Below are 22,984 nucleotides of genomic sequence, written 5' to 3' on the forward strand. Positions count from 1 at the left end.
TCCTTGAACTGCGGTGGGAGTATGTCACTAAGAATGTTGACGGAGTTTATGATATTGATAACTTTAAACATGAATGTGTATACATGATGACCATAGAAATTAGAATAGATTATTTAGTAAGAAAGAGCACCTGTAAAATACGGCTGCTCTTTCAAATATAAATCACGTAAGGAAGATCATGCTCCTCACGATGCGGAAGAATGAATTAAGCATTTGCCGCTATACCGCCAAAAATTAAATGAAGAATAACTAACACCAAACCAATAACCAAGGCTAAAGCTGCGCCAATTATTCCGAAAATAAACATTCGTTACACCCCCTCTTTTTTGCTAACATAAGACTAGATCGAGAAGGTTTTGATACATAGTATGCAGCATGTCCGTAAATGGTTACGTTTGATCGTGATGCTCCTGGGAAATTCGATGTTTGATGGGTAAAAGGATGTGTAAATATTAAATTTTTATTAAGGACAAAATGTTACATCTTGCGACAAAAAATCCCGTGGACAAAGTATTATACTTTAGTTACTAAAATATGAAAGAAGTGAATTATCAATATGTCTCTATGGAAAAGAAATTCAAGATTATGTTTAATCCTAAGTCTAATTACCCTTATCAGTTTTGTTTTTCCTGCAGCAACATTAGCAAACTCTTCGCCAACGATTACACGCTTAGCAGGTGTTGATCGTTACGAAACAGCATCCCAGATCGCTATGTCGGGCTGGTCCCAGTCTAATTATGCTGTTTTGGCTTTCGGGGGAGACTATCCTGATGCGCTGTCGGCTGCTCCTTTAGCCAAGAAATTTGATGCTCCTATCTTATTAACAGATACCGGCAGTTTGCCAACAACTACGAAACAAACATTGTTAGATTTGCACGTAAAAAATGTTGAAATTATTGGCGGAACAGCAGTAATATCTCAAGCGGTCGAGTCTGAACTTCAAACGATGGGGCTGCAGACAACAAGAATTTATGGGATTGATCGGTATGCGACTGCTATTCAAGTTGCCCAACAAGTAAGTCCGAATCCTTCAACATTATTTGTTGTCACCGGCGAGGACTATCCCGATGCGTTATCCGTCGGCTCCATTGCTTCCCTGAAGCAAAGTCCAATTATTCTTGTTCCTCATGATGCTGTGCCTGATGTCGTTAAGAATTACATTGCAACGCTCAATATTAGCAAAACCTATATTGTTGGAAGTTCGGACATCATTAGCGATCAAGTTGCCCAACAGTTCCCAAATGTCCAACGGATCCCAGGGGCCGATAAATATGCCAGAAATATAGCTGTAAATCAATTATTCAATACTGATTTCAAGTCAGACAGTATCTGTTTAGCCACTGGTGAAGGTTTTGCCGATGCCTTAACAGGAACGGCCTTTTGTGCTAAACTATCTGAACCTCTAATCCTTATTAATACTGATTCTCCGGCAACTACGAGAAGTTATTATCAGCAAAGGTTTACCAAGGCTAGCAAGGTTTATGTATTTGGCGGAACAGGGATTATTCCTGAATCGGTAATTACTGATCTGAATTCGTTTAATCCGGCGAATGGAAATACTGCAACTCAAGAGACTCTTAAGATAAGCGATTTCACCAAAGTCGGGACGACTACTGCAACGTTTAAGTACCAAGTACTTGATCAAACCGGGAAAGACATTACATCAACTGTTCCGGCAACACAGTTATCAGCTGTTGCCTCTCTCAAATCATCAATTACCTTAGACCCCAGCAAAGGTGTCGGTACAATAACTTATAATTCTTCTTCAGACATCGATAAGCCAATTATTATTAACCTTGTGGACTATAACACCGGGATAGTTGTGAGCTACGATTCTTCCTCGGCTAATGCTGCTGCAAATGGAAATAACATGATTGGAAACCGTAGAACTCTTAGCTTGAGCAACTTTTCCAAAACTGGGGCAACTACTGCAACCTTTAAGTTTCAGGTACTCGATGAAAATGGCAAAGATATTACATCAACCGTTCCAGCAGCGCAGTTATCAGCCGTTACCTCGGTAAGTTCATCAATTACCTTAGATCCAAGCAAAGGTATCGGTACGATAACTTATACCTCTTCTATAAATACGGATAAACCGATTATTACTCTTGTAGACTTAATCACCGGCAGAGTTGTGAGCCTCGATACTTCTTCCAGTACCAGCGTTTCAAGTTCTCCTGCCCCCGCTGATAATTCGACGTCTGAAAATCCAAGCCCCAGTCAATATTCAGATCAAAAGGTCAGTAAAATTACGATAAACTCAACGAAACTGGCGACACTTGATGTTGGGAATAGTAAGGTTGGTTATGCAACCTATATTGTGACTGATCAATATGGAGCTGATATTACAAACTCATCTCTTACAAATAATATTCAATTCACCTCAAATGTGGGCACCATTACAGCACGGTATGGTTTAATTCAATTGAGATTTTTCCCGAATATTAATCCCCTATCACTTACAAACGTAACCATAACTGGTGTTGACTCGAATAGCAATGTTACAACAAGCGCAACTTTAAGCCTATAGGTATTTTCTGGTTAAATTCTTTATCATAAACTAAAGCTAAGTTTTCTATCAGTTGACCATCGCAATGAATAGGACGGCAGAGAAAGAGAGGGAAATAACGCCCTCTCTTTACTGTTTGTTTTTTTATGTTCGATGGTCCTGAATGGAGCTATGAAAAATGTCTTATTCTCGTTGCAGCGTATTAAAAATGAGAATGCTTCTCGAAGCTAGGAGCTTTCCTTTTAAAGGCACTTTGAATAACTCTTTGGGTAATGTCATATATTTAGGGACAAGTGTAATGTATTGAGGAATATATGGAATATATTTAATAATAATTGTAATATATATTTGACATTAATTCATATGTGCGTTATAGTTATATTCGAGGTGATGATATGGCCAGAAACTTAAAAATTAAAGTTGCTCGTGCAGAACTCGATATGACCCAAAAGGCTTTAGCTGAAGCTGTGGGAATTTCTCGTCAAACGATGAACGCCATAGAACAGGGCGAATATAACCCAACAATCAGGTTATGCCGCAATATTTGCAGGGTGTTGGGGAAATCTCTTGATGAGCTGTTTGGGGAGGAGAACGAAGATGCGTAAAAACAATTTGGATGAGATGCAAGAAAAGAAATTATTGAGTATCGAACATAACGGCATGTGGCTGGCCTTTTGGGGTCTTGTGGCAGCTATTATGATTCAAACATGTTTGGGTGCCGATTTTAAACAGTTAGCCGGAGAATGGGTTATTCTTATGGTGCTTAGTATTTATACGTTAATCGCTTGTATCAAGAACGGGATTTGGGACAGACGCTTAAAACCGAACTTAAAAACGAATACTTTGATGAGCTTGCTTACCGGCTTGGCTGTGTTTGTAATCTTCGCAATCGAATTTCATCTTGATAATCAGCATGGTTTAGTACTTCCGGCGGCTGCATTTATTGGTATCTTCACATTTTTGCTCTGTTTGGCCGTCTTACAGTTTACAAGTTATTTATATAAAAAAAGAAAAGAAACACTTGAGCAGGCATGTGATAAATAGGCAAAAGCAGCAGCTCATTCGTTCCGGTTTAGACGAATGAGCTGCTGCTTTTGTGCTTTAAGGGGTCTCGATCATCGAGACTCCTTTGTTATTATGGCTGAAAATTTCTATTTTGACTGAACGGTTAGAATCACTCCGGTGCCAAATATGGAAATGGAAATATTGGCGACATGGTCTTGTTTTTTCGCTGTAAAACTAACAACCTTTTTTTCTTGAGAAATTGTCCAACCGTCCTTTTTTAAAAGGGCTTCATAATTCTCAAATACCTGGGTATCCTTTGTGTTTTGGATAATGTATGTTGCTTCGCCGAGGGGCTGCGCAGTGCTGGCAGGTTTATAGGAGACTGCTGACTTGACACTGTTGTAGGCGGGGAGGTAAGAGAATTCTTCTGTATAGGTTTTGGTATTACTGGAATTAGAAGAAGTGTTTGCAGCATTATTAGCTGTTGTATTAGGGGGTTTGGTGCCACATGAAACTACGGTTGTTAAGATCATTAATACCATTAAACAATAGAATGTCTTTTTCACGCCATCTCACCTCTGTAATTATAATACTATTAAATTCTAATATATATTCGAATATGATGTCAAACGACGGCGTAAATACAATGCAGGAGTTCAAGAAATTAATTCTATAAAATGTTTTCGAGTGTAAATTTTTCCGTCTCCGAAATGTGACTGATCAAGAGTTCTAAGGTTGAAACTTCACCAAGAGAAAGGGGAAGGTTTTGGGTTACTAAGTATTTGTCAAGGCGAGATAAACTGAGGTCAATTTTGTCAATTTCTTGATGATCGAGAAGAATGGTCCACCAGATTTTACTTTTATCCCAGCGTTGTTGAGTTTCCTTTAATTTATTTTGAGCCATGGCCCATTGCTGGCCGGATATGGATTGTTCGACGGTTGAGATCTGAGAGTCAAGACTTTGGGTTGTTCTTTGAATAAATTGATAAGACACCAAAGATCCTCCGAGCAAGAGGATAAGGATAATGACGACCGTTATATGGGTACGCAAAAAGTTTCACCTCAATATCATATTTGATGATTACCGGTGGGAGTAGAGTCCCCCACCGAGTTCGCTTTGTTTACTTGTTCTTAATATTAGAACTGCTTTTAGTTTGAACAAAAAGTGTATCCGAACTGTCCAAAGAGGCCAAGAGAACGTCCTCCAGGCGGTCAATCTTTTGTAATTTTAGTTCGTTCATTAACCAGTTGAGATCCTTATTGCTTTGCCGCAGATTTTTCTGATTTAGAACTCCGTCCATAATAAGTGTTAAAGGCAGTCCTTCGTATTGAGTTTTTAGCATAAAATCCTTGGGAATTGTGGGCCTGTTTTGAGATTTGGGAAAAACACTCAGTTGACCGTTAGTCTCTAAAACTGCAAATTCAACTTCAGAGATGTTGGGTACATTTTTAATACGCAGTTCTTCAAGTAAATCAGTGAGACTGTAACGATTTTTTTTCAACTCATCTTCTAAGATTTTCCCCCGTTCGATAAGGACACTTGGTGTGCCGCAAATAATAGACCTGGCCCGTTCGCTTTTTAAAGAAATCCAAGCCAGGGTGATGCCTGTTAGGAGCAGAACTAAAATGGGAATAATACCGCTGAGAAGGGGGACACCGATATTTTCACTTGGAATGGCAGCCAACTCTGAAATCATGATAATAACCACCAGCTCAAAAGGCTGCAGCTGGCCTATCTCCCTTTTACCCATTAAACGAAGGGCAATAATAACTAAGCCATATAATATCAGAGTTCTAAGTACAACAATGATCATTAGCAATACTCCTTCTTGGCGATTTGACCATTAACGATTCCTTGTAAAAAGTATAGTTCCCTCAAATTTTGCCTGTTATCCCTTTGGAATAATCATTCCTTTTTCACATTTTCACCATAATTTGGTGAATTGCTAGTTTCACGGTATAATGGTCAAGAGCAGAGTTTTTTTTCAGAGGGTTACCTTTCCTGTAACAAATCTAACAAACATACTGTCAAAAACGAGGAGGTTTGTTCGTGGAACAATTAAATGTGCTGATTTTTTCAGCGTCCTTTGGCGCTGGGCATGTTCGCGCCGCTGAAGCAATTATTGAAGCCCTGCGTGCTAAGGACCCGAACGTGAAAATTACCCACCTGGACTTTGGAGCTTTTTTAAGCAAGACATTTAATTCAGTTGTTAAAAATACGTATATTGAACTCATTAAACATACCCCCAGACTATGGGGCAAGTTTTACTATCGGACGTCTAAGATTCCCCCAGATTCCTTATTTCAGCGTTTTTTAAACGGCTTGGGACGCCGCGAATTCGTGAGATTTATTCAGGTGCTGCAACCTGATCTTGTGATTTGTACTTATCCCACAGTGGCAGGTGTTTTGGCTCAACAGAGGCTCCGTGGAGTTTTAAATGTTCCTTTGGTGACCGTTGTTACGGATTATGCGGTACATAGCCAATGGATTCACCCAGGGGTTGACCATTACATCGTAGGCTGTGAGGACGTTTATAAAGGGTTAGTGGCTCGGGGAATAAATCCCCAAACAATTCACATTTCTGGAATTCCGGTAAGTCCTAAGTTTGAATTGAAATTAGACCGCCGGATGATCTTACAGAAGCTAACAATGAATCCGGAGCTGCCAACGGTCTTAGTAATGGGTGGAGCCTATGGAGTTTTGGGCGGTGCCAAATGGATTTGCAAGATTTTATCCGAAGCCGCAATATCTCTTCAGACTATCGTAGTTTGCGGGCAGGATGAAAAATTATACAAGGCTCTGGATTCTTTAGTTGAGGACTGTAAGAATCCGCTGGTGCGTTTTGGTTTCGTCAACAATGTTGAGGAGTTAATGAGTGCGGCGGATATCATTATTACTAAGGCAGGCGGGCTGACAGTTTCGGAAGCCTTAACCAAACGTCTGCCGTTGGTGATTTTCAAACCTATTCCCGGTCAGGAAGAAGAGAACGCCCGTTATCTGGAGAGAATCGGGGCTGGCCGAGCGGCTGATAATGAAGAAAGGTTAGAGAAGATAATTTTCAGCCTGTTGCAGCATCCTGAGGCTGTAGAGCAAATGCGCCGGGCAGCGGCTCAAGCAGCTCCTGGCCGTGCTGCAGAGCGTGCTGTAGAAGGAATTCTGCGGCTTGTGGAAGAGCGGCGGAGTGCCCAAAGGATCGGCTAGCCCCCCTTCTATAAGTGGGGATGGGTCCTTCGTAAACTTCAGCTTGAGCTGAAGGAGTTCACTAGTTAAGCTTAATGGCAGGGAGATAGATCATGTTTTGGGGAACTTTGTTGCTTGGTTTTATTTTAATAGGCGCGGCGATCTATACGATCGTTCCTGACTTGTTTCTCCACCGCTGGGGTATTGGGAGCTGGAGAAGACAATTCAGTCCAGGAGTAACTCTCACCTTTGATGATGGTCCGGATCCGATGATTACTCCCCGTTTATTGGAAACACTAAAACGCCATAAGATCTCCGCAACCTTCTTCGTAATTGCCGAAAAGGCCGCGCAGTATCCGGAATTGATTCAGCAGATGGCTGAGGAAGGACATCAGATTGGTGTTCATTCTTTCAGCCATCGTTATGCCTGGTTCACCTCCCCGCGGAAAACAGTTCAAGAATGGACGGACAGTGTTCGTGTCTTGGAACAAATTCTCGGTCAAAAAATTACTTGGATGCGTCCGCCTTGGGGAACCTTCAATCTTGTGACTTGGCTGTGGCTAAAACGACATCATATGAGGGCGGTGTTGTGGAACGTTGAAGGTCACGATTGGGAGGTTAGGCGCTCACCTGAGGTCATTGCCTCTCGAATTATGAAAAAGGTTAATGAGGGTTCAATCGTCGTGATGCATGACAGCGGCGGCGAAAGCGGGGCTCCGGAAAATACTCTGGCCGCCTTGGATTTATTAGCAGAACGAATTCCCCGCGATTTGAAATTACCTTTTGTTCCCCTGGACTTTCCGGACTGGTCTTTCGGCCAACGTCTGACCTTCAGAATTTGGGAAAAGTGGGAGCACTATTACGCTAAAACACATCATGTGGATCGGGTTAATGAGACTAATATTTTCCGTTTGGAAAAAACAGTTTATGATGGGCCGAAACTTTATTCTGAAGACGGACGGTTATTAGCTCAGAAAGGAGATCCGGCAGCAGAAATACATATGGATAATATTCGGCTTCAGGCCAAAGGCCGGGATGTTCAGAAAACGGCCCTCAAGGCCTTGCGTCAAGCTCGAATATCAATGCCGGATTTGGCCCGTTATATTGCCCATAATCCTAGATATTCCGAAGTTAAGGTGTTTGTAGGTGAGACGTTGCTCTATCGAGGTGTCAAAGGTTTTGGCTTTACGGTTCAGGATTTGCCGGATACGTGGAAGAGCAAGGGGATAGCCCTTCTGCAGATGATGATTATGCGCATCTATCATCCGGCAGGCAAGGACCGTCAAAATGAACGATTAGGCAATAAAACGAAGCTGGTATGGATTAGCCGGGAAAAGTTGCTTTCTTATGCCGCTGCGGATCTTAAATCCGGTAAAGGAATAGTTCGTGACGCAAATTCCTAACTTGGATCTAAGGGGGGATCGAATCGGGGCCTATAAGGAGCTGATTAGTAAGAACTTATTTGTCATGTATTTGATTACAAGGCCCAAGTCTGGTATAATTGGCTAGTGAATTTTTTAGAATCGATTTTTGAACATTTAACGGGAACTTTGTGTTAAAGGGGGGAACGATATGTTCCCCCTTAGGCGGATTTAAGCTATAATAGCTGAAGTAAAACTTTTTTGGATGTATTTGGCTTAAGCGGGGTTTGTAGTCTTGAAAAAAAGGTAAGACTATCCTAGTATCCCAACTTGCCTTGCACATAGAGTAATTAGTGTTTTAAGGGGGAGAACATATGTCAGTCTCTGTAGAAAACGTGGAAAAAAATGTGGTGGCTTTGCAAGTCACAGTAGAAGCGGAAAAATTCTCTAATGCTGTCAACCAAGCTGCCAAAAATCTGGCTAAAAAAGTTAACGTTCCTGGTTTCCGCAAAGGAAAAGCTCCTCGTCGGTTGGTAGAACTTCATGTGGGCCAGGCAGCTCTCTATGATGAAGCCCTCGATCATGTAATTGGGCCGGCTTATGCTCAAGCTGTTCAGGAAACTGGGATTAACCCTGTTGACCGGCCTGATGTAGAATTAGTTCAAATTGAAGAAGGCAAGGAACTGATCTTTAAAGCCAAAGTAGTTGTACGCCCGGAAGTTGTTTTGGGTGAATATAAAGGATTAAATGTTGAACAAGATGTTGCCAGCGTCACTGAAGAAGAAGTTATGGAAGAATTAAAGGGCAGACAGCAGCAACATGCTAGACTCATGACAATAGAAGATGGTAAAATTGAAGAGGGAGATATTGTCACCATCGACTTTGAGGGCTTCAAAGGTGACGAACCTTTTGCCGGCGGCAAAGCTGAGGATTACGAACTCGTGATTGGTTCGGGAACGTTTATCCCCGGGTTTGAAGAAGGACTGATTGGTGCCGAGGCCGGAAAGAATATTGATGTCAACGTTACCTTCCCGGATGAATATCATAGTGCAGAGCTAGCAGGGCAAGAAGCTGTTTTTAAATGTCTTGTTAAAAAAGTCCAACGTAAAGAGCTTTCACCATTAGATGATGAATTTGCAAAAGATGTTAGTGAATTTGATACTCTGGATGAATTGAAAAACGATTTGCGGAATAAATTAATGAAGATCGCTGAATCAAAAGTTAAAGATGATCACCTTAAAGCGATTATTTCGAAAATAGTTGACAATGCCAGCGTTGAAATTCCGGAAGTGATGTTTACCCAACGAATTAATGAGATGTTCGAAGAATTAAATACGAGCCTCATTCAGCAGGGACTGAACATGGATCAGTATTATCAATTTACGAATTCTTCCGAAGAAATTATGCATGAACGATTACGCCCTCAAGCCGTAGAAAGCGTTAAAACAGATTTAGTTTTAGAAGCTGTTGCAAAAGCAGAAGGAATTACGGTTACGGAAGACGAAGTAAATGAGGGACTAAAAAAACTTGGGGAGCGTTTTAAACAAGACCCTGCGTCGCTCAAACAATCCCTTCTAGAGCGTGGACAGATGGAGTTCTATAAGCAAAGTTTGATTCAGGAAAAAACTGTCAACTTCTTAGTGGAACAGAATGCCTAAGCGCCTTAGAGGGAAATTCTGAGGTATAGAGGTGAGAGGATGGCAAAGTACACCGACGACAAAAATCAACTGAAGTGTTCATTTTGCGGTAAAACTCAGGAACAAGTCAAGAAACTGGTTGCCGGCCCGGGTGTTTATATTTGCGATGAATGTATTGAACTTTGCAATGAAATTATTGAGGAAGAACTCACAGACGACCTCGGTGTTGAGATTGGTGAGATCTTAAAGCCTAAGGAAATCCGAGCAATTATTGATCAATATGTTATTGGTCAAGAAGAAGCGAAAAAGGCACTTTCCGTAGCGGTATATAATCATTACAAACGTATTAATCTTGGCATGAAAATTGATGACGTAGAACTACAAAAGTCTAATATTATTATGCTTGGACCAACGGGTTCGGGAAAAACTTTGCTGGCCTCGACTCTAGCTAAGGTTCTTAATGTTCCCTTTGCTATCGCCGATGCCACCTCGCTTACAGAAGCTGGTTATGTAGGTGAGGACGTCGAAAATATTCTCTTGAAATTAATTCAAGCAGCTGATTACGACGTTGAAAAAGCGGAAAAGGGTATTGTCTATATCGATGAAATCGATAAAATTGCCCGTAAGTCTGAAAACCCTTCCATAACCAGAGATGTATCTGGTGAAGGTGTTCAGCAGGCGCTGCTCAAGATCCTTGAAGGAACCGTTGCCAGTGTTCCTCCGCAAGGCGGGCGCAAGCATCCCCATCAGGAATTTATCCAGTTAGACACGACAAATATCCTGTTTATTGTGGGCGGAGCTTTTGATGGCATTGAAAAGATTATTCAAAACCGTTCCGGCGAAAAAACCATGGGTTTTGGGGCTAATATCAAAAATAAAAAGGATATGAAAATCGGGGAAGTTCTTAAACAGATTCTACCTGCTGACCTGCAAAAGTACGGTCTTATTCCCGAATTTGTGGGACGTCTGCCAGTAATCGTGACGTTGGAAGCTTTAGATGAACCTGCTTTGGTCCGAATTCTGACAGAACCGAAAAACGCTTTGGTTAAACAGTATCAAAAACTGATGGAATTAGATGGTGTGACTCTGGAATTTAAAGATTCTGCTCTTACATCTATTGCCAGTGAGGCGATACGCCGAAATACCGGAGCTCGGGGCTTAAGAGCTATTGTGGAAGAGCTTATGCTAAACGTTATGTATGATCTTCCTTCCCGCACAGATGTTACGAAGTGCGTAGTAACTCAAGAAGTCGTTCAGAAGAAGGAAGAGCCGGTGCTCGTTATGGCAGATAAGGTGAAAAAGGGTAAGAAAGAGGAATCTGCCTAAAATTCAAACCCTGATCAAGCTAATCAAGCCATGACAGTTTAATATTCTTTAGGAAAGCTGAGGCTGCAATAAAACTGGTTATTCCAGTTTTATTGCAGCCTTTTTATGTGATTAAGCTTAATTAATTGTGGACTTTGTGAAAGAAAATGTTTTAATTTCACACTGCTGGCAATACTATCAGTGAGAAAAAACTGAGAGGGAATGAGTGTATGAGTGGACTGAGCGGAATAGTCATGGTCGTTCAGTTGGTTTTCGCTGTTGTTATCGGGCTGTATTTTTGGGGAATGCTCAAGTCACAACAGGGGAATAAAATCTCCGTTGAACGCGAATCACGTAAGGAACTTGAAAAACTGCAGAAGATGCGTAAAATTGCCTTAACAACGCCTTTGTCTGAAAAAACCCGCCCGGCACATTTTGAGGAGATTATCGGGCAAAAAGAAGGCATCAAGGCCTTGCGAGCGGCTCTTTGCGGCCCTAATCCGCAGCACGTCATAATTTACGGAGCTCCGGGCGTCGGAAAAACTGCAGCGGCGCGCCTGATTTTAGAAGAGGCGAAGAAAAATCCTCTGTCTCCTTTTAATGAAAATGCTTGTTTCACTGAGATTGATGGGGCGACGGCTCGCTTTGACGAACGGGGAATTGCTGATCCTTTGATTGGTTCAGTTCATGATCCTATTTACCAAGGAGCCGGGGCCATGGGTTTGGCCGGAATCCCCCAACCCAAACAGGGTGCTGTTACCAAAGCTCATGGAGGTATTTTATTTATTGATGAGATTGGCGAGCTTCATCCAATTCAGATCAATAAACTCCTGAAGGTTTTGGAAGACCGTAAAGTAATTCTGGAAAGCGCCTATTATAGTTCAGAGGATCCAAATATACCTCAGCATATTCATGATATCTTCCAGAATGGTTTGCCGGCAGATTTTCGTCTTGTCGGGGCAACTACCCGCAGCCCGGAAGAAATCCCTCCGGCGATACGCTCCCGGTGCATGGAGGTCTATTTCCGTGGTTTGCTTCCTGATGAAATTGCTGAGATTGCTCGCGTAGCTGCAGCGAAAATGGAAATATCGTTTACTCCTGAGGCTATTGAAGTCATCAAACAGTATGCTTCCAATGGACGAGAAGCTGTCAATATGGTCCAGTTAGCTGCAGGGGTCGCTTTAACAGATTGTCTGAAGCAGGTCGATGTAGAAATTGTGGAATGGGTGGTTACGACAGGACAGTACACTCCCCGTCCCGAAAGGAAAGTACCCACAGAGGCCGGTGTTGGGGTTGTTAATGGCCTTGCCGTATATGGCCCAAATATGGGTGCTCTCTTAGAACTCGAAGTAACGGCTCTGCCTGTTGCTCCGGGTACAGGAACTCTTCTGGTCACAGGTATTGTTGAGGAAGAAGAACAAGGAAACGCGGGGAAAAAGATTCGGCGTAAAAGTATGGCGCGCAGTTCTGTCGAAAACGTTCTTACGGTTTTAAGACGACAGTTGGGGATTCAGCCCGGCAGCTTTGACATCCATGTCAACTTTCCCGGCGGCGCCCCTATAGATGGGCCTTCTGCGGGGATTGCCATTGCGACAGCTACGGCTTCAGCAATCCTGCAGCAAAACGTGGATAACTATCTGGCGATGACAGGGGAGCTGTCCATTCGGGGCAGAGTAAAACCCATCGGCGGGGTTACGGCCAAGATTGAAGCGGCCAGACAGGCAGGATGCAGACGGGTTTTGATTCCCAAAGAAAATTGGCAGGAACGTTTTGCCGAATATGAAGGCGATATTGAGATAATTCCCGTTGAGGAGCTTTCTGAAGTTTTGCAACTTGCTCTTCGTTCTGAGATTAAGCTGGAGAAAACAGAAATCCGCCCGCCTCTTGAAGAAGTATTAAGCTGTTTGGATTTTGCAGTAAATAAAGTGGTTAATAATGTCCAGTAAATTTGCTTGAACGAGGCAAAACATGTTAGAATAGTAAATGATAAGTTTGGCACACTAGCTTTAGTGTGTCTTTTTCTATAGATCTATTAGGGGGGATATTAATGAGCAAAGAGCGTGAATTACCATTACTCCCGCTGCGTGGAATTCTAGTCTTTCCATATATGGTTATTCACCTTGACGTCGGCAGAGAGCGTTCCATGGCAGCTATCGAAGAAGCTATGCTGGGAGATCGGATTATTCTGTTAACCTCGCAAAAAGAGACCGAAATTGATTCTCCTACGACGGCTGATTTGTATACCATGGGGACGGTTGCGGAAATTAAACAGCTTCTTAAACTTCCAGGTGGCACCATGCGGGTGTTAGTCGAGGGGATTGATCGAGGTCATGTACTCGAATTTCTTCAAGAGGAGCCTTATTTTAAAGTCCGGGTTGAGGAATTAAGTGAGAAGAAGAAACCTATGTCCACCGAAACTGAAACCTTGGTTCGGGGAATGACCCATCAATTTGAGGAATATGCCAAACTCAGTAAACGTGTACCTGTTGAAACCCTGGGAACTGTTTTAGCGGTGGAAGAGCCAGGGCAGCTGACGGATATAATTGCCTCCCATCTTAATCTCAAAGTTCCTGATAAGCAATTAATCTTAGAAGCGTTGGAAATTGACGAACGCATTGAACGTTTGACAGAGCTTATTATGCGTGAGATCGAGATTATGGAATTGGAACGCCGTATTGGTTTACGAGTCCGCAAACAGATGGACAAAGCTCAGAAGGAATATTACTTGCGCGAGCAGATTAAGGCGATCCAGAAAGAGTTAGGCGACAAGGATGAGCGTCAAGTTGAAGCTGATGAATACCGCGAAAAGGTGGCCAAAGCCAAATGCCCCAAAGATGTTGAGCAAAAGGCTTTAAAGGAAATTGAACGTTTGGAAAAGATGCCTCCTTCTTCGGCAGAAGGTACGGTAGTACGCACATATTTAGATTGGCTCTTGGTGCTTCCCTGGAACAAATCTACCAGGGATAAAATAGACTTGACAAAGGCCGAGGATATACTTAATGAAGATCACTATGGTTTGGAGAAAGTTAAAGAACGTATTTTAGAGTTCTTGGCGATTCGCAAACTGACTCCCAAAATGAAAAGCCCCATTCTCTGCTTAGTGGGACCTCCTGGAGTCGGTAAGACATCGCTGGCGAAATCTATTGCCAGATCCTTAGATCGTAAATTTGTCCGTATGTCTCTGGGCGGATTGAGGGATGAAGCCGAGATCAGAGGACATCGCCGTACCTATATAGGAGCATTGCCGGGACGAATTATTCAGGGGATTCGCACAGCAGGAACACGTAATTCTGTCTTCCTTTTGGATGAAATTGATAAGATGTCTTCGGATTTTCGCGGTGACCCGGCATCCGCGCTTCTTGAAGTGCTGGATCCTGAGCAAAATGCCAACTTTACAGATCATTATCTGGAAGTGCCCTTTGATTTGTCACAGACCTTTTTTGTCTTAACGGCAAACACCTTAGATACGATCCCGCGTCCTCTTTTGGATCGTATGGAAGTCATTTCGATCAGCGGATATACCGAGGACGAAAAAGTTAATATTGCGAAGCGTTACCTCGTGCCTAAACAAATGAAAACTCACGGAGTTAAGGATGAAGTTTTCACTATGGACGAGGAAATACTGCTAAAACTCATTCAAAATTATACCAGGGAGTCCGGAGTACGTAATCTAGAGCGACAAATTGCTAATGTCTGCCGTAAGATCGCCGTTCGTGTGGTTAAGGAAGACTGGGAACCTCATGCTTTGGTTCTTGAGGATATCGAGAATGCCTTAGGGGCACCTCGTTATCATTTCCAAGCAGCGGCTAAAGCACCGGAGATTGGGGCAGTGACGGGACTGGCCTTCACTGAAGTCGGCGGAGTTGTGCTGACGATTGAAGTAACCCCCTTGCCTGGTAAAGGGAATTTAACCCTGACGGGGAAACTGGGAGATGTTATGAAGGAGTCTGCCCAAGCGGCCTGGACCTTTATCAGGGCCTATGCTTTAGAGTTAGGCATTGAACAGGATTTCTATGAGCATACCGATCTCCATATTCACGTGCCGGAAGGCGCTGTCCCCAAAGATGGTCCGTCAGCCGGTATTACCATGGCCACTGCAATGGCTTCAGCTCTTTCCAAACGTGCCGTTCGTGCCGATTTGGCGATGACAGGGGAAATAACCCTCAGAGGCAATGTTTTGCCCATCGGCGGAGTGAAAGAGAAAGTTCTGGCTGCGCATCGGGCCGGTATCAAAGTGGTCTTGCTGCCTGAAGAGAACCGCAAGGATATGGAAGAAGTTCCGGAGAAGGTTCGCAAACTTTTGGAATTCCACTTTGTCAGCCGCATCGAAGAAGTTCTGAAACTGGCGCTGCTTCCTTTGGCCCAATCCGATGAGGTTAACAATAATGACTCGAGACATACTGTGTATGGTGGTAAGGGAGTGCCTGTGGGCGATAGCGGACCAGGAGAGCGCCCGGTAGTGTCTTAATTTTTTTAAAGGGACGATGAGGTTTTGATTGTTATTCGCAAAGCCGAATATGTGGCATCAGCAGTTAAATATGAACAGTATCCAACAGGAGGTTTGCCCGAAATCGCCATGGCCGGGCGGTCTAATGTCGGCAAGTCCTCCTTAATCAATCGCTTCTTAGGCCGGCGAAATTTGGCGCGAACGGGGAACACGCCGGGGAAGACTCAGACTCTTAATTTTTACCGTGTCAATGACGCTTGGTTTCTCGTGGATTTGCCCGGCTATGGGTATGCCAAAGTGGCCAAGACGGTCAATGCCCATTGGGGCTCCATGATGGAAAACTATTTCAAAAGGCGAGAAACTCTGCGCGCTGTGATTCAAATTGTCGATATCCGGCATGCACCCAGCCGCGAGGATGTTGAAATGCATCAATGGCTGAGGATGAGGCAGGTCCCGACGATGGTTGTTGCGACAAAAGCGGATAAGATTTCCCGAGGGCAGTGGCTTAAGCATTTGACGATTATAGCCAAGGCTCTGGAGATTGAAGATGCATCGCTGATTCTGCCCTTTTCCGCGCAGACAGGCGCCGGTGTAGAGGAACTGAATGAATCCCTCTCCGAGATGGGCCTCGCGTAAGCGTGTTAGGGGGACGGTCCTTTTGACACGCTTTTGGGGGCCGCGCACGTCCTGTGACATAAAATAGTTCTTTATGATACTTAATGCCATCAGCACTTAATGTGCGGATGGCATTAAAAATTTTATGACGTCCTGGAAAGATCCTAAGGCCCCAAGCTAAACTTTAAACCTTTGAACCATAGAATTTAATTGATCAACTGTTGCCGAAAGTTCGCTGACTGAGGAATAAGCTTCTTCCGCGGCAGCCAACTGTTCTTGTGAGACTGCGGAGACGTTTTGCGTTCCGGAAGCAGTCTCAGAGGCGACTTGGGAGATATATTGAAAGGGATTGTGCTACATCTTCGGTTTTGTCGTTAATTTGGTTAACTTCTTCTGTTACTCCTTTAATTTGATGTTCAACTTCTTCGACGGAATCTTTTATTTGAGTAATGGCATATTCGACCTCTTGAACGGAAACGTTTCCTTTGGTAACAAGTTGAATAACATTTTCTGTAGAACGATTTGTGTTCTGACAAACAAGGACCATAGAGATTCTTTCTTTATTGTTTCAATAGTAAACAGTTCCCTGGCGCGAAAGTAGTTACTATTGTCCTATTTAACAATGCCATCAGCACTTTAAGATGTGCTGATGGCATTAAAGGTTCTGTGTCGTGGGGACGGTCCCTTTGACACGTTGTTTGCTTATGGATTATGTGTCCCCGCGTAGGTAAGAAGTCGGGCTTGTGTCACACTTCGTCGAGTTAAAACACAAGTATATACTCCTAACTATATTTATGGTAAAATATACCAATAATACAACTTAAAGGGGATGTGTGGCATGAATAGGGATAGAAGATTAGGAAAATCTATGAAAGCGATAAAAACTGCACGTATCATTGCCGTTGCATCACAAAAAGGTGGAGTTGGCAAGACGGCTACTGTTACGAATATGGCCGTAGGGTTGGTTAGTCTCGGATATAAGACGGCTATTATTGACATGGACGCTCAGGGGCACATCGCATTTTCCTTCGGGGTTAAAAAAAATAATATAAAGAAAACCATTTATGATGTTTTAATTGGCAAAGCAAAAATGAGTGAAATTAAGCAAAATGCCTTTGGCGTGGATTTGTACTTAGCAAACACTTCTCTTAATGATCTAACTTCGATTGTAATGGCGCATTATAATGACAAGCGATTCCCTGCTCCTAATTATCTTTTGAAAAATGCAATTGGTCAGATAAAAACTCTCTATGATTATATTTTAATTGATACTTCACCAAGTAATGATCTGCAAACGATGAATTCCCTGTTAGCATCTACGGATATTATCATCCCTGCTCTTCCGGAGGGCTTAGCCATTGATGGCGTCTATGACACGATTAACCTTGTCAAGCGTATTCGGGAACAAGGTGCAAGGGTAAATATTTTAGGAATATTACCAACAATGGTTCAGGATTATACAAACCTTCATAATGTCATGCTGCAAAATCTACGGAAATCTTTTGCTGAAAATCCGGATGTAAAGGTTTTTGATACTGTGATCAAACGGGCCATACGACATGGGATCGCTCAAAGTAACGGTTTGCCTAATATTAAAAATGCGCCGGAGTATCTTTCTTTCGTAAAAGAGGTATTTTCTATAGCTTGAGTGAAGGTTGATGTTTTCATGTAAGGATGTCTGGCGTGTGTCGCATTGAGTACATTAAGTACTGCTATCCAGTCAGGGAGACGGCGTATTCATGTGTAGTTTGTCCGTAATGCTGTTTGTGTGTGAGACGGGGGAGAAACGGAGGGACGGTCCTTTTGACACGTTAAGGCGTGTTAAGAGGACCGTCCCCTTGACACAGGGAGACGGCATATTCATGTGTGGTTTATCTGTAATGCTGTTTGTGTGTGAGACGGAGGGGAGAGACGGAGGGACGGTCCTTTTAACACGTTAAGGCGTGTTAAAAGGACCGTCCCTTTGACACGCCCTTTTTCGTGGTATCTGCTTGAAAGTTCTCGTTATAAATGTATAGGCAATCTCGTATAGTTACAGTGAGGAATGTCTCAGGGGTTTAAGCGGGGGATGAAGGGGGAGAGGGCTTGAGGGATGTCATTATGCTTGTAGTAAGTTTAGGGATAATTCTTGTTGGCGCGGAGGCCTTTACGAATAGTATTGAGTGGCTGGGGCAAAAGCTGAAGCTTGGGGCGGGGGCTGTGGGGAGCCTTTTGGCGGCTGTGGGGACGGCTTTGCCGGAGACGGTTGTGCCAATTATTGCTTTTCTTGGCTTTCGAGAAGGAACTGAGGGATCGGATATTGGGATCGGGGCGATTCTTGGGGCGCCTTTTATGCTCTCAACGTTGGCGTTCTTTATAACCGGATTGGCTGCCCTGTTATTTCGTCGGAGCAATGAGCCCTTAACGATTGATACTAAGGTTGTGCAGCGTGATCTGCAATTTTTTCTTTTCGTTTTTACAATTGCAATTTTAGCGTCCTTTTTAGGAAACCAGAATTACAAAACAATTGCTGCTTGGTCTTTGATTTTAGCCTATGTGATTTATGTTGTTTTAACTCTGCGTTCCAATCGGGGCGGGCATAAGGAGGAAAAATTGGCCTCTCTTTACATGGCGCGCAAAGCGGATGATCCTAAAATGACGGCTATTGTTTTGCAGATCACCATGGCTTTGGTCGCTATCGTCTTTGGAGCCCATGGCTTTGTCAATGCTGTTCAGCCTATTGCAGTCGATTTGGGAATCCCGGTTTTTGTACTTTCTTTGATTATAACTCCTGTGGCGACGGAGCTGCCGGAGAAGTTTAACAGTGTCCTTTGGATTATGCGCGGCAAAGATACCTTGGCTATGGGGAATTTAACAGGAGCGATGGTTTTTCAAAGTTCCGTTATTCCCGCTATTGGCATTGCTTTGACCTCCTGGAAATTAGATACCTTAGCTCTTTGGAGTGCTTTTTTGGCGGTTGGCTCAGCGATGATTCCGGTTTTTTCGCTTCGCCGCAAAGGAGCGATTCATCCTACGGGTCTTCTCATGGGAGGAGTCTTTTATCTGATGTTTATTTTGACGGTGCTGCGCTTTCCGAACCGCTGAATTCGGCGATAATCATGCCTGCCAGGACCAATCCTGCCCCGATTAAGCCTTTAAGGGTTGGTACTTCCCCAGCCAGAAAATAGGCCGACAGGCCGGCAAAGACAGGTTCCATTGAGAAGATGATAGCCGTATGGGTTGAGGTTGTGAATTGCTGCATTTTCGATTGGACGAAAAAGGCAAGGGAAGTGGCGGGGATGGCAGTTATGAGCAGTCCAGACCAGGCTGCCGTTGTGAAATGCAGCGGGGGTTGGGGTAAAATCAGGGAGAAAACAGTGCTTATGATACTGACTGTAAGAATTTGAAAAGCGGTGAGTACCGTAGCGTTGGTGTCGGGGGCAAAACGTCCGGTAAAGAATATCTGCAGGGCAAAGCTGACGGCGCAGATCAGAACCATGAGGTCCCCTTTGTTAAACTGTAAGCGGTCTCCCAAGGAGAGTAAGGCTAAGCCGACTAAAGCGCTTAAGATTCCCAGGATCAAACTGGGACGAGGCATTTTCTTCGTTGTGATGGTAACCAAGGTAGGGACTATAACGACGGAAAGCCCGGTTATAAAACCGGCGTTGGAGACAGAGGTGTATTGCAGGCCGATGGTTTGCCAGATGTAGCCGGATGCAAGAAAGACGCCGACGGCCATTCCCTTGAGGATATTTTTCTTGGAAATATGAGCTCTCTGCAGCCAGAGGAAAGGCAGCAAGCTGACGAAGGCGAGAAAAAAACGTATCGCGAGGAAGGGAAGGGGCGGCAGATCAGCGATAGCCCATTTAACGACTACAAAGGTCAAGCCCCAAACAAAAGCCACGAGCAGTAACGAAAAATCTGCCCCTTGAGTACGAGTTATTTTCAAGTCGGTTCAGCCCCTTTACAAGCTTTAAAATAAAAAGGCCGCGGCGTATTGAGACGCAACGGCCTTTCTGCTGTTACAGATTGTCTTGTCTGATAAGCACGCAATTATAGTATAGCGGAACTTGAGAGAACTGAAAAGTAAAAGTTAGCCCCGGGCTCCATCAGGGGGCCCCGATTGTTCTGGCGGATCAGGATCCTCAGAGGGGGTATAAGCGGGATCCGGAGAGCAAGGGGGCGGAGGCGGGCAGGCGCAATTGCTGCAGAATTGTTCCTTGGCTTGGCAAAAGAGATAATAATGTCGTTCTTCATCGCAGGCTATTTCTGTTAAAATTTCTTGGATTTCCGAGATGGGGATCTTATTGGCCAGTTCAAGATAAACACGATGAGCTTTGGCTTCGTCTTCAATATTTGCGTCAAGGAGTGCACAAAGTTCACTTGTATAGTTGATAAAACGGGATCGCCAGTCAACCCAGTGACCGCTGCTTAAGGCACCGTACCTGGGATCGACACCAAGATGTCGTAAAGCCAGGGCCAGCTTTTCCAAATGGCGGAGTTCATCATAAGCGATGGGTCTTAATAAAGCGTCAAATTCCGGACGATCAAGTAATACGGCCTGATAAAGATATGTGGTAATAGCGGTTAGTTCCGAATCAGTGCCAGCATAAGCATCGTAGAGCCAAATGGCATATGTAAAATTTGGCTCAGGTATTTCTCCCGGTATTGGTTCAAGAGTTTTTGTAATTGGGAGCAGCAGTATTTGACCGGCATAAATACGATCGGGATGTTTTAAATGATTAAGCTGAATGATCTCGGACATTTCAACCGAGTAAGCTTTTGAGATCTTGTAAATAGTATCCCCTGCTCGCACTACATAGCGTGCATAATCCATGAGGACTCCTCCTTTTGCTACGGCATAGTACACTATATTCGCAAGCCAGAGAACGTGGTAATGGATAATTATGGAGATGAATGGAATGTATAGGACGGGTTCGGCGTAGTTATAGAAGGATAGAGTGTTTCAAGGCTGAAAAATCCATAATGTTAGGAGGAGTTTATTCATGCTTTCATGTGTTTTGAAGGGAATTACAACGGCTTTGCTGGTTACCCTGTTAACCCTTCTGGCCGGAATGCTGTGGGGAGCCACGGGGTTAGGAGGACTAAGTGTTTCCAGCCTGGTGGATATTGGGCTTTTGGCAAGCTGCTTGGTGGGCGGGTATCGTACCTCGCGGGAAAGCGGAGAATGGATAATGGGAGGGATTACAGGCTTTGGCTATGTAACTGTCGGGACTCTGTTGCTGGCTTTATTTCTTCCGATTCGGGTCTGGGGTTTTATTCAGGTTTTGGGGGAAGGAGCAATATTAGGCATTATTGCAGGGGCCTTCGGAGCAGGAGGCTCGAAGGGAAGCGTTAGGGGTTCTTGGGGCGGCGGAAAAGCTAATACCAACTATAGGCCGCATTATGCCGGATATGGCAGTGAAAAACAGATGGGCAGCGATCTTGATTGGAATATGAATGATGATCTTCACAGCCGAGAGGGATCTTCAGTTGTAGGCAGCAATCTTGATATTGATGATTGGTCTTTTGACTCGGATCAAGAGGATTTTAATTCTGGTTTAAGTACAAAGTCTAATTTTAAGTTAAATTCATATTCTGATTCCAACTCCAGTTCTCAATTTTTGTTAAATTCTAAGCCGAAGCCGAATACGAATCTGGATTCAATGCTGGATTTTGAATCAGATATTACATCAGATTCAAAATCAGCTTCAAATTTTGAAATGGATTCGCCGAATTCAACCTTTGATTCGGGGGCTGATTCAGAGATTGAATGGCCTTGGGATAGAGAGTCAGAGCAAGAAAAAAAAGGTAATTTTCCTAAGACGAAGGATGATAAGCCGTGGTGGGAATAATACGAAAGTAAATTTTTCTCAAGGGCCTTGCGGGAGAAGGAATCCTGGGCATTTAAAGAGAATTCTGAAAGAAGAACTCGAAATTGAGAATAATACAAGCATTAGAGTGAAAGCAGCAAAAAAAGGAGACTATTAATGATGAATTTTCTTGAATTAGCTCAGACCCGTAGGAGCTTGCGTACTTATAAAGATACGCCTGTGGAGAAGGAAAAACTGGATTACGTTTTGGAAGCGGCTCGCTTGGCACCTTCCTGGAAAAATATGCAATGTTGGCGCTTTATTGTTGTGGAAGAGGCAGCAGGAAAAGCAGCTTTGGCCGACAGTATGGGAGAGTTAAATCCCGGGCGAAAAGCGTTAACGGGGGCTCCCATCGTTATAGTACTCTGTGCGGTGCCTAAGGAATCGGAAATCTGGGAAGGCAAGGATTTTATGATGCTTGATGCAGGTCTTGCTATGGAACATCTGGTCTTAGCAGCGACGGAACAAGGGCTGGGGACTTGCTGGCAAGGCTTATTTACTGAGGAGAAGGTTCGGGAAGCTTTGCAGATTCCGGAGGATGTTCGTGTAGTGGCCATGACTCCTTTGGGATATGCTGCAGAGGAACGTCGCCCTCGTCCTCGCAAAGCTATAGAAGAGATTGCTTTCCGTGGCAAGTGGGGCAAATAACTTTCATAATCCCGCCTCACGTCTATCGGGTGAGGCATCTCTAACGAGATACCCTTGAGATATGCATTATGGGATTGCCGGAAGCCCTATCCTACGGCGAAAACAGTGTTTTCTTTCTTAGCGAAGTGTAGGTAGGGGAGGTTCACAACGTGGCAAGTATCACGATATAGCAGCCGCTCTGTAAAAAACTGTTTCTATAAATTACTCAAATAAATAAGTAAATGCTATAAAGTAAATACTTAAATAAGTAAATTAATTGTCAAGACGTTAAGAGTCCGTTGCCTAACGAATATTTATACGTTTTATAAACAAAACTCTGCATCTAAGTGGATGATTTAAACCACGATTTAGGCAGAGTTTTTTTAATGAGGAGCGTTTATGCATTTTGCAACGGCCTCTTTTTCGCCGCAAAAGCCAGGGGACT

General features: G+C 43.7%; 19 protein-coding genes and 1 pseudogene. 14 read left to right on the plus strand and 6 right to left on the minus strand.

Annotated features, from left to right (window positions below):
• The first annotated feature begins 556 nt into the window (after window positions 1–556).
• From B5771_RS15455 to B5771_RS15465, 3 genes are all read left to right on the plus strand, one after another.
• Window positions 557–2,530, plus strand: a complete 1,974-nt coding sequence (locus B5771_RS15455; RefSeq protein ID WP_088188340.1) for a cell wall-binding repeat-containing protein — start codon at window positions 557–559, stop codon at window positions 2,528–2,530.
• 374 nt (window positions 2,531–2,904) lie between these two features.
• Window positions 2,905–3,114, plus strand: a complete 210-nt coding sequence (locus B5771_RS15460; protein ID WP_047811522.1) for a helix-turn-helix transcriptional regulator — start codon at window positions 2,905–2,907, stop codon at window positions 3,112–3,114.
• Window positions 3,107–3,553 (plus strand): DUF6773 family protein, encoded by a 447-nt coding sequence (locus B5771_RS15465; RefSeq protein ID WP_088188341.1) that lies wholly within the window; start codon window positions 3,107–3,109, stop codon window positions 3,551–3,553. Before B5771_RS15460 ends, B5771_RS15465 begins: the two co-directional genes overlap by 8 nt.
• Window positions 3,554–3,660: 107 nt before the next feature.
• Here B5771_RS15465 and B5771_RS15470 read toward each other — a convergent pair whose 3' ends face one another.
• The 3 genes from B5771_RS15470 to B5771_RS15480 all read right to left on the minus strand — a co-directional run bounded on the left by B5771_RS15470 (window position 3,661) and on the right by B5771_RS15480 (window position 5,328).
• The gene (locus B5771_RS15470; protein ID WP_088188342.1) at window positions 3,661–4,080 is read right to left on the minus strand and encodes a hypothetical protein; all 420 of its coding nucleotides are present in this window, start codon (window positions 4,078–4,080) and stop codon (window positions 3,661–3,663) included.
• A 104-nt stretch (window positions 4,081–4,184) separates the two neighbouring features.
• Window positions 4,185–4,508 carry a DUF4363 family protein gene (locus B5771_RS15475; RefSeq protein ID WP_242966858.1) on the minus strand — a complete coding sequence of 108 codons (324 nt, stop codon included), beginning with the start codon at window positions 4,506–4,508 and terminating at the stop codon, window positions 4,185–4,187.
• Between the two features lie 127 nt (window positions 4,509–4,635).
• The gene (locus B5771_RS15480; RefSeq protein WP_088188344.1) at window positions 4,636–5,328 is read right to left on the minus strand and encodes a DUF421 domain-containing protein; all 693 of its coding nucleotides are present in this window, start codon (window positions 5,326–5,328) and stop codon (window positions 4,636–4,638) included.
• A 236-nt stretch (window positions 5,329–5,564) separates the two neighbouring features.
• On the opposite strand from B5771_RS15480, the gene B5771_RS15485 reads away from it, so the two are divergent.
• The 7 genes and pseudogenes from B5771_RS15485 (at window position 5,565) to yihA (ending at window position 16,081) form a co-directional block, all read left to right on the plus strand.
• A complete protein-coding gene (locus B5771_RS15485) occupies window positions 5,565–6,716 on the plus strand; it encodes a glycosyltransferase (RefSeq protein ID WP_088188345.1) in 1,152 nt (383 codons plus the stop codon).
• Between the two features lie 92 nt (window positions 6,717–6,808).
• Window positions 6,809–8,098 carry a polysaccharide deacetylase family protein gene (locus tag B5771_RS15490; protein ID WP_088188346.1) on the plus strand — a complete coding sequence of 430 codons (1,290 nt, stop codon included), beginning with the start codon at window positions 6,809–6,811 and terminating at the stop codon, window positions 8,096–8,098.
• Window positions 8,099–8,430: 332 nt separating this feature from the next.
• Window positions 8,431–9,714, plus strand: a complete 1,284-nt coding sequence (gene tig / locus B5771_RS15495; RefSeq protein ID WP_088188347.1) for a trigger factor — start codon at window positions 8,431–8,433, stop codon at window positions 9,712–9,714.
• A 39-nt stretch (window positions 9,715–9,753) separates the two neighbouring features.
• Window positions 9,754–11,019, plus strand: a complete 1,266-nt coding sequence (clpX, locus tag B5771_RS15500; RefSeq protein WP_088188348.1) for an ATP-dependent Clp protease ATP-binding subunit ClpX — start codon at window positions 9,754–9,756, stop codon at window positions 11,017–11,019.
• Window positions 11,020–11,228: 209 nt separating this feature from the next.
• A pseudogene (lonB, locus tag B5771_RS15505) lies at window positions 11,229–12,973 on the plus strand (ATP-dependent protease LonB).
• A gap of 72 nt (window positions 12,974–13,045) precedes the next feature.
• Window positions 13,046–15,466 (plus strand): endopeptidase La, encoded by a 2,421-nt coding sequence (gene lon / locus B5771_RS15510; protein WP_088188349.1) that lies wholly within the window; start codon window positions 13,046–13,048, stop codon window positions 15,464–15,466.
• Window positions 15,467–15,490: 24 nt separating this feature from the next.
• Window positions 15,491–16,081 carry a ribosome biogenesis GTP-binding protein YihA/YsxC gene (gene yihA / locus B5771_RS15515; protein ID WP_088188350.1) on the plus strand — a complete coding sequence of 197 codons (591 nt, stop codon included), beginning with the start codon at window positions 15,491–15,493 and terminating at the stop codon, window positions 16,079–16,081.
• A 295-nt stretch (window positions 16,082–16,376) separates the two neighbouring features.
• On the opposite strand, the gene B5771_RS15520 is transcribed toward yihA, so the two are convergent.
• Window positions 16,377–16,607 carry a hypothetical protein gene (locus B5771_RS15520; protein ID WP_088188351.1) on the minus strand — a complete coding sequence of 77 codons (231 nt, stop codon included), beginning with the start codon at window positions 16,605–16,607 and terminating at the stop codon, window positions 16,377–16,379.
• Between the two features lie 291 nt (window positions 16,608–16,898).
• Between B5771_RS15520 and B5771_RS15525 the strand changes: the two genes are divergently transcribed.
• The gene (locus tag B5771_RS15525) at window positions 16,899–17,708 is read left to right on the plus strand and encodes an AAA family ATPase (RefSeq protein ID WP_088188352.1); all 810 of its coding nucleotides are present in this window, start codon (window positions 16,899–16,901) and stop codon (window positions 17,706–17,708) included.
• A gap of 437 nt (window positions 17,709–18,145) precedes the next feature.
• Entirely contained in the window at window positions 18,146–19,144 is a 999-nt protein-coding gene (locus B5771_RS15535) for a sodium:calcium antiporter (protein WP_088188354.1), read from the plus strand.
• On the opposite strand, the gene B5771_RS15540 is transcribed toward B5771_RS15535, so the two are convergent.
• Window positions 19,110–19,988 carry a DMT family transporter gene (locus B5771_RS15540; protein WP_088188355.1) on the minus strand — a complete coding sequence of 293 codons (879 nt, stop codon included), beginning with the start codon at window positions 19,986–19,988 and terminating at the stop codon, window positions 19,110–19,112. The two genes, B5771_RS15535 and B5771_RS15540, sit on opposite strands and share 35 nt — an antisense overlap.
• Window positions 19,989–20,132: 144 nt before the next feature.
• Complete coding sequence (locus B5771_RS15545) at window positions 20,133–20,876, minus strand: LysM peptidoglycan-binding domain-containing protein (RefSeq protein WP_088188356.1); 744 nt, start codon at window positions 20,874–20,876, stop codon at window positions 20,133–20,135.
• Between the two features lie 169 nt (window positions 20,877–21,045).
• Here B5771_RS15545 and B5771_RS15550 point away from each other — a divergent pair, with 169 nt between their 5' ends.
• The gene (locus tag B5771_RS15550) at window positions 21,046–21,894 is read left to right on the plus strand and encodes a TIGR04086 family membrane protein (RefSeq protein ID WP_088188357.1); all 849 of its coding nucleotides are present in this window, start codon (window positions 21,046–21,048) and stop codon (window positions 21,892–21,894) included.
• Window positions 21,895–22,032: 138 nt separating this feature from the next.
• Window positions 22,033–22,560 (plus strand): nitroreductase family protein, encoded by a 528-nt coding sequence (locus B5771_RS15555; RefSeq protein WP_088188584.1) that lies wholly within the window; start codon window positions 22,033–22,035, stop codon window positions 22,558–22,560.
• Window positions 22,561–22,984: the final 424 nt, after the last annotated feature.

The sequence above is a fragment of the Desulfosporosinus sp. FKA genome (genome assembly GCF_002196785.1).
Classification (GTDB): Bacteria; Bacillota; Desulfitobacteriia; order Desulfitobacteriales; family Desulfitobacteriaceae; genus Desulfosporosinus; species Desulfosporosinus acididurans.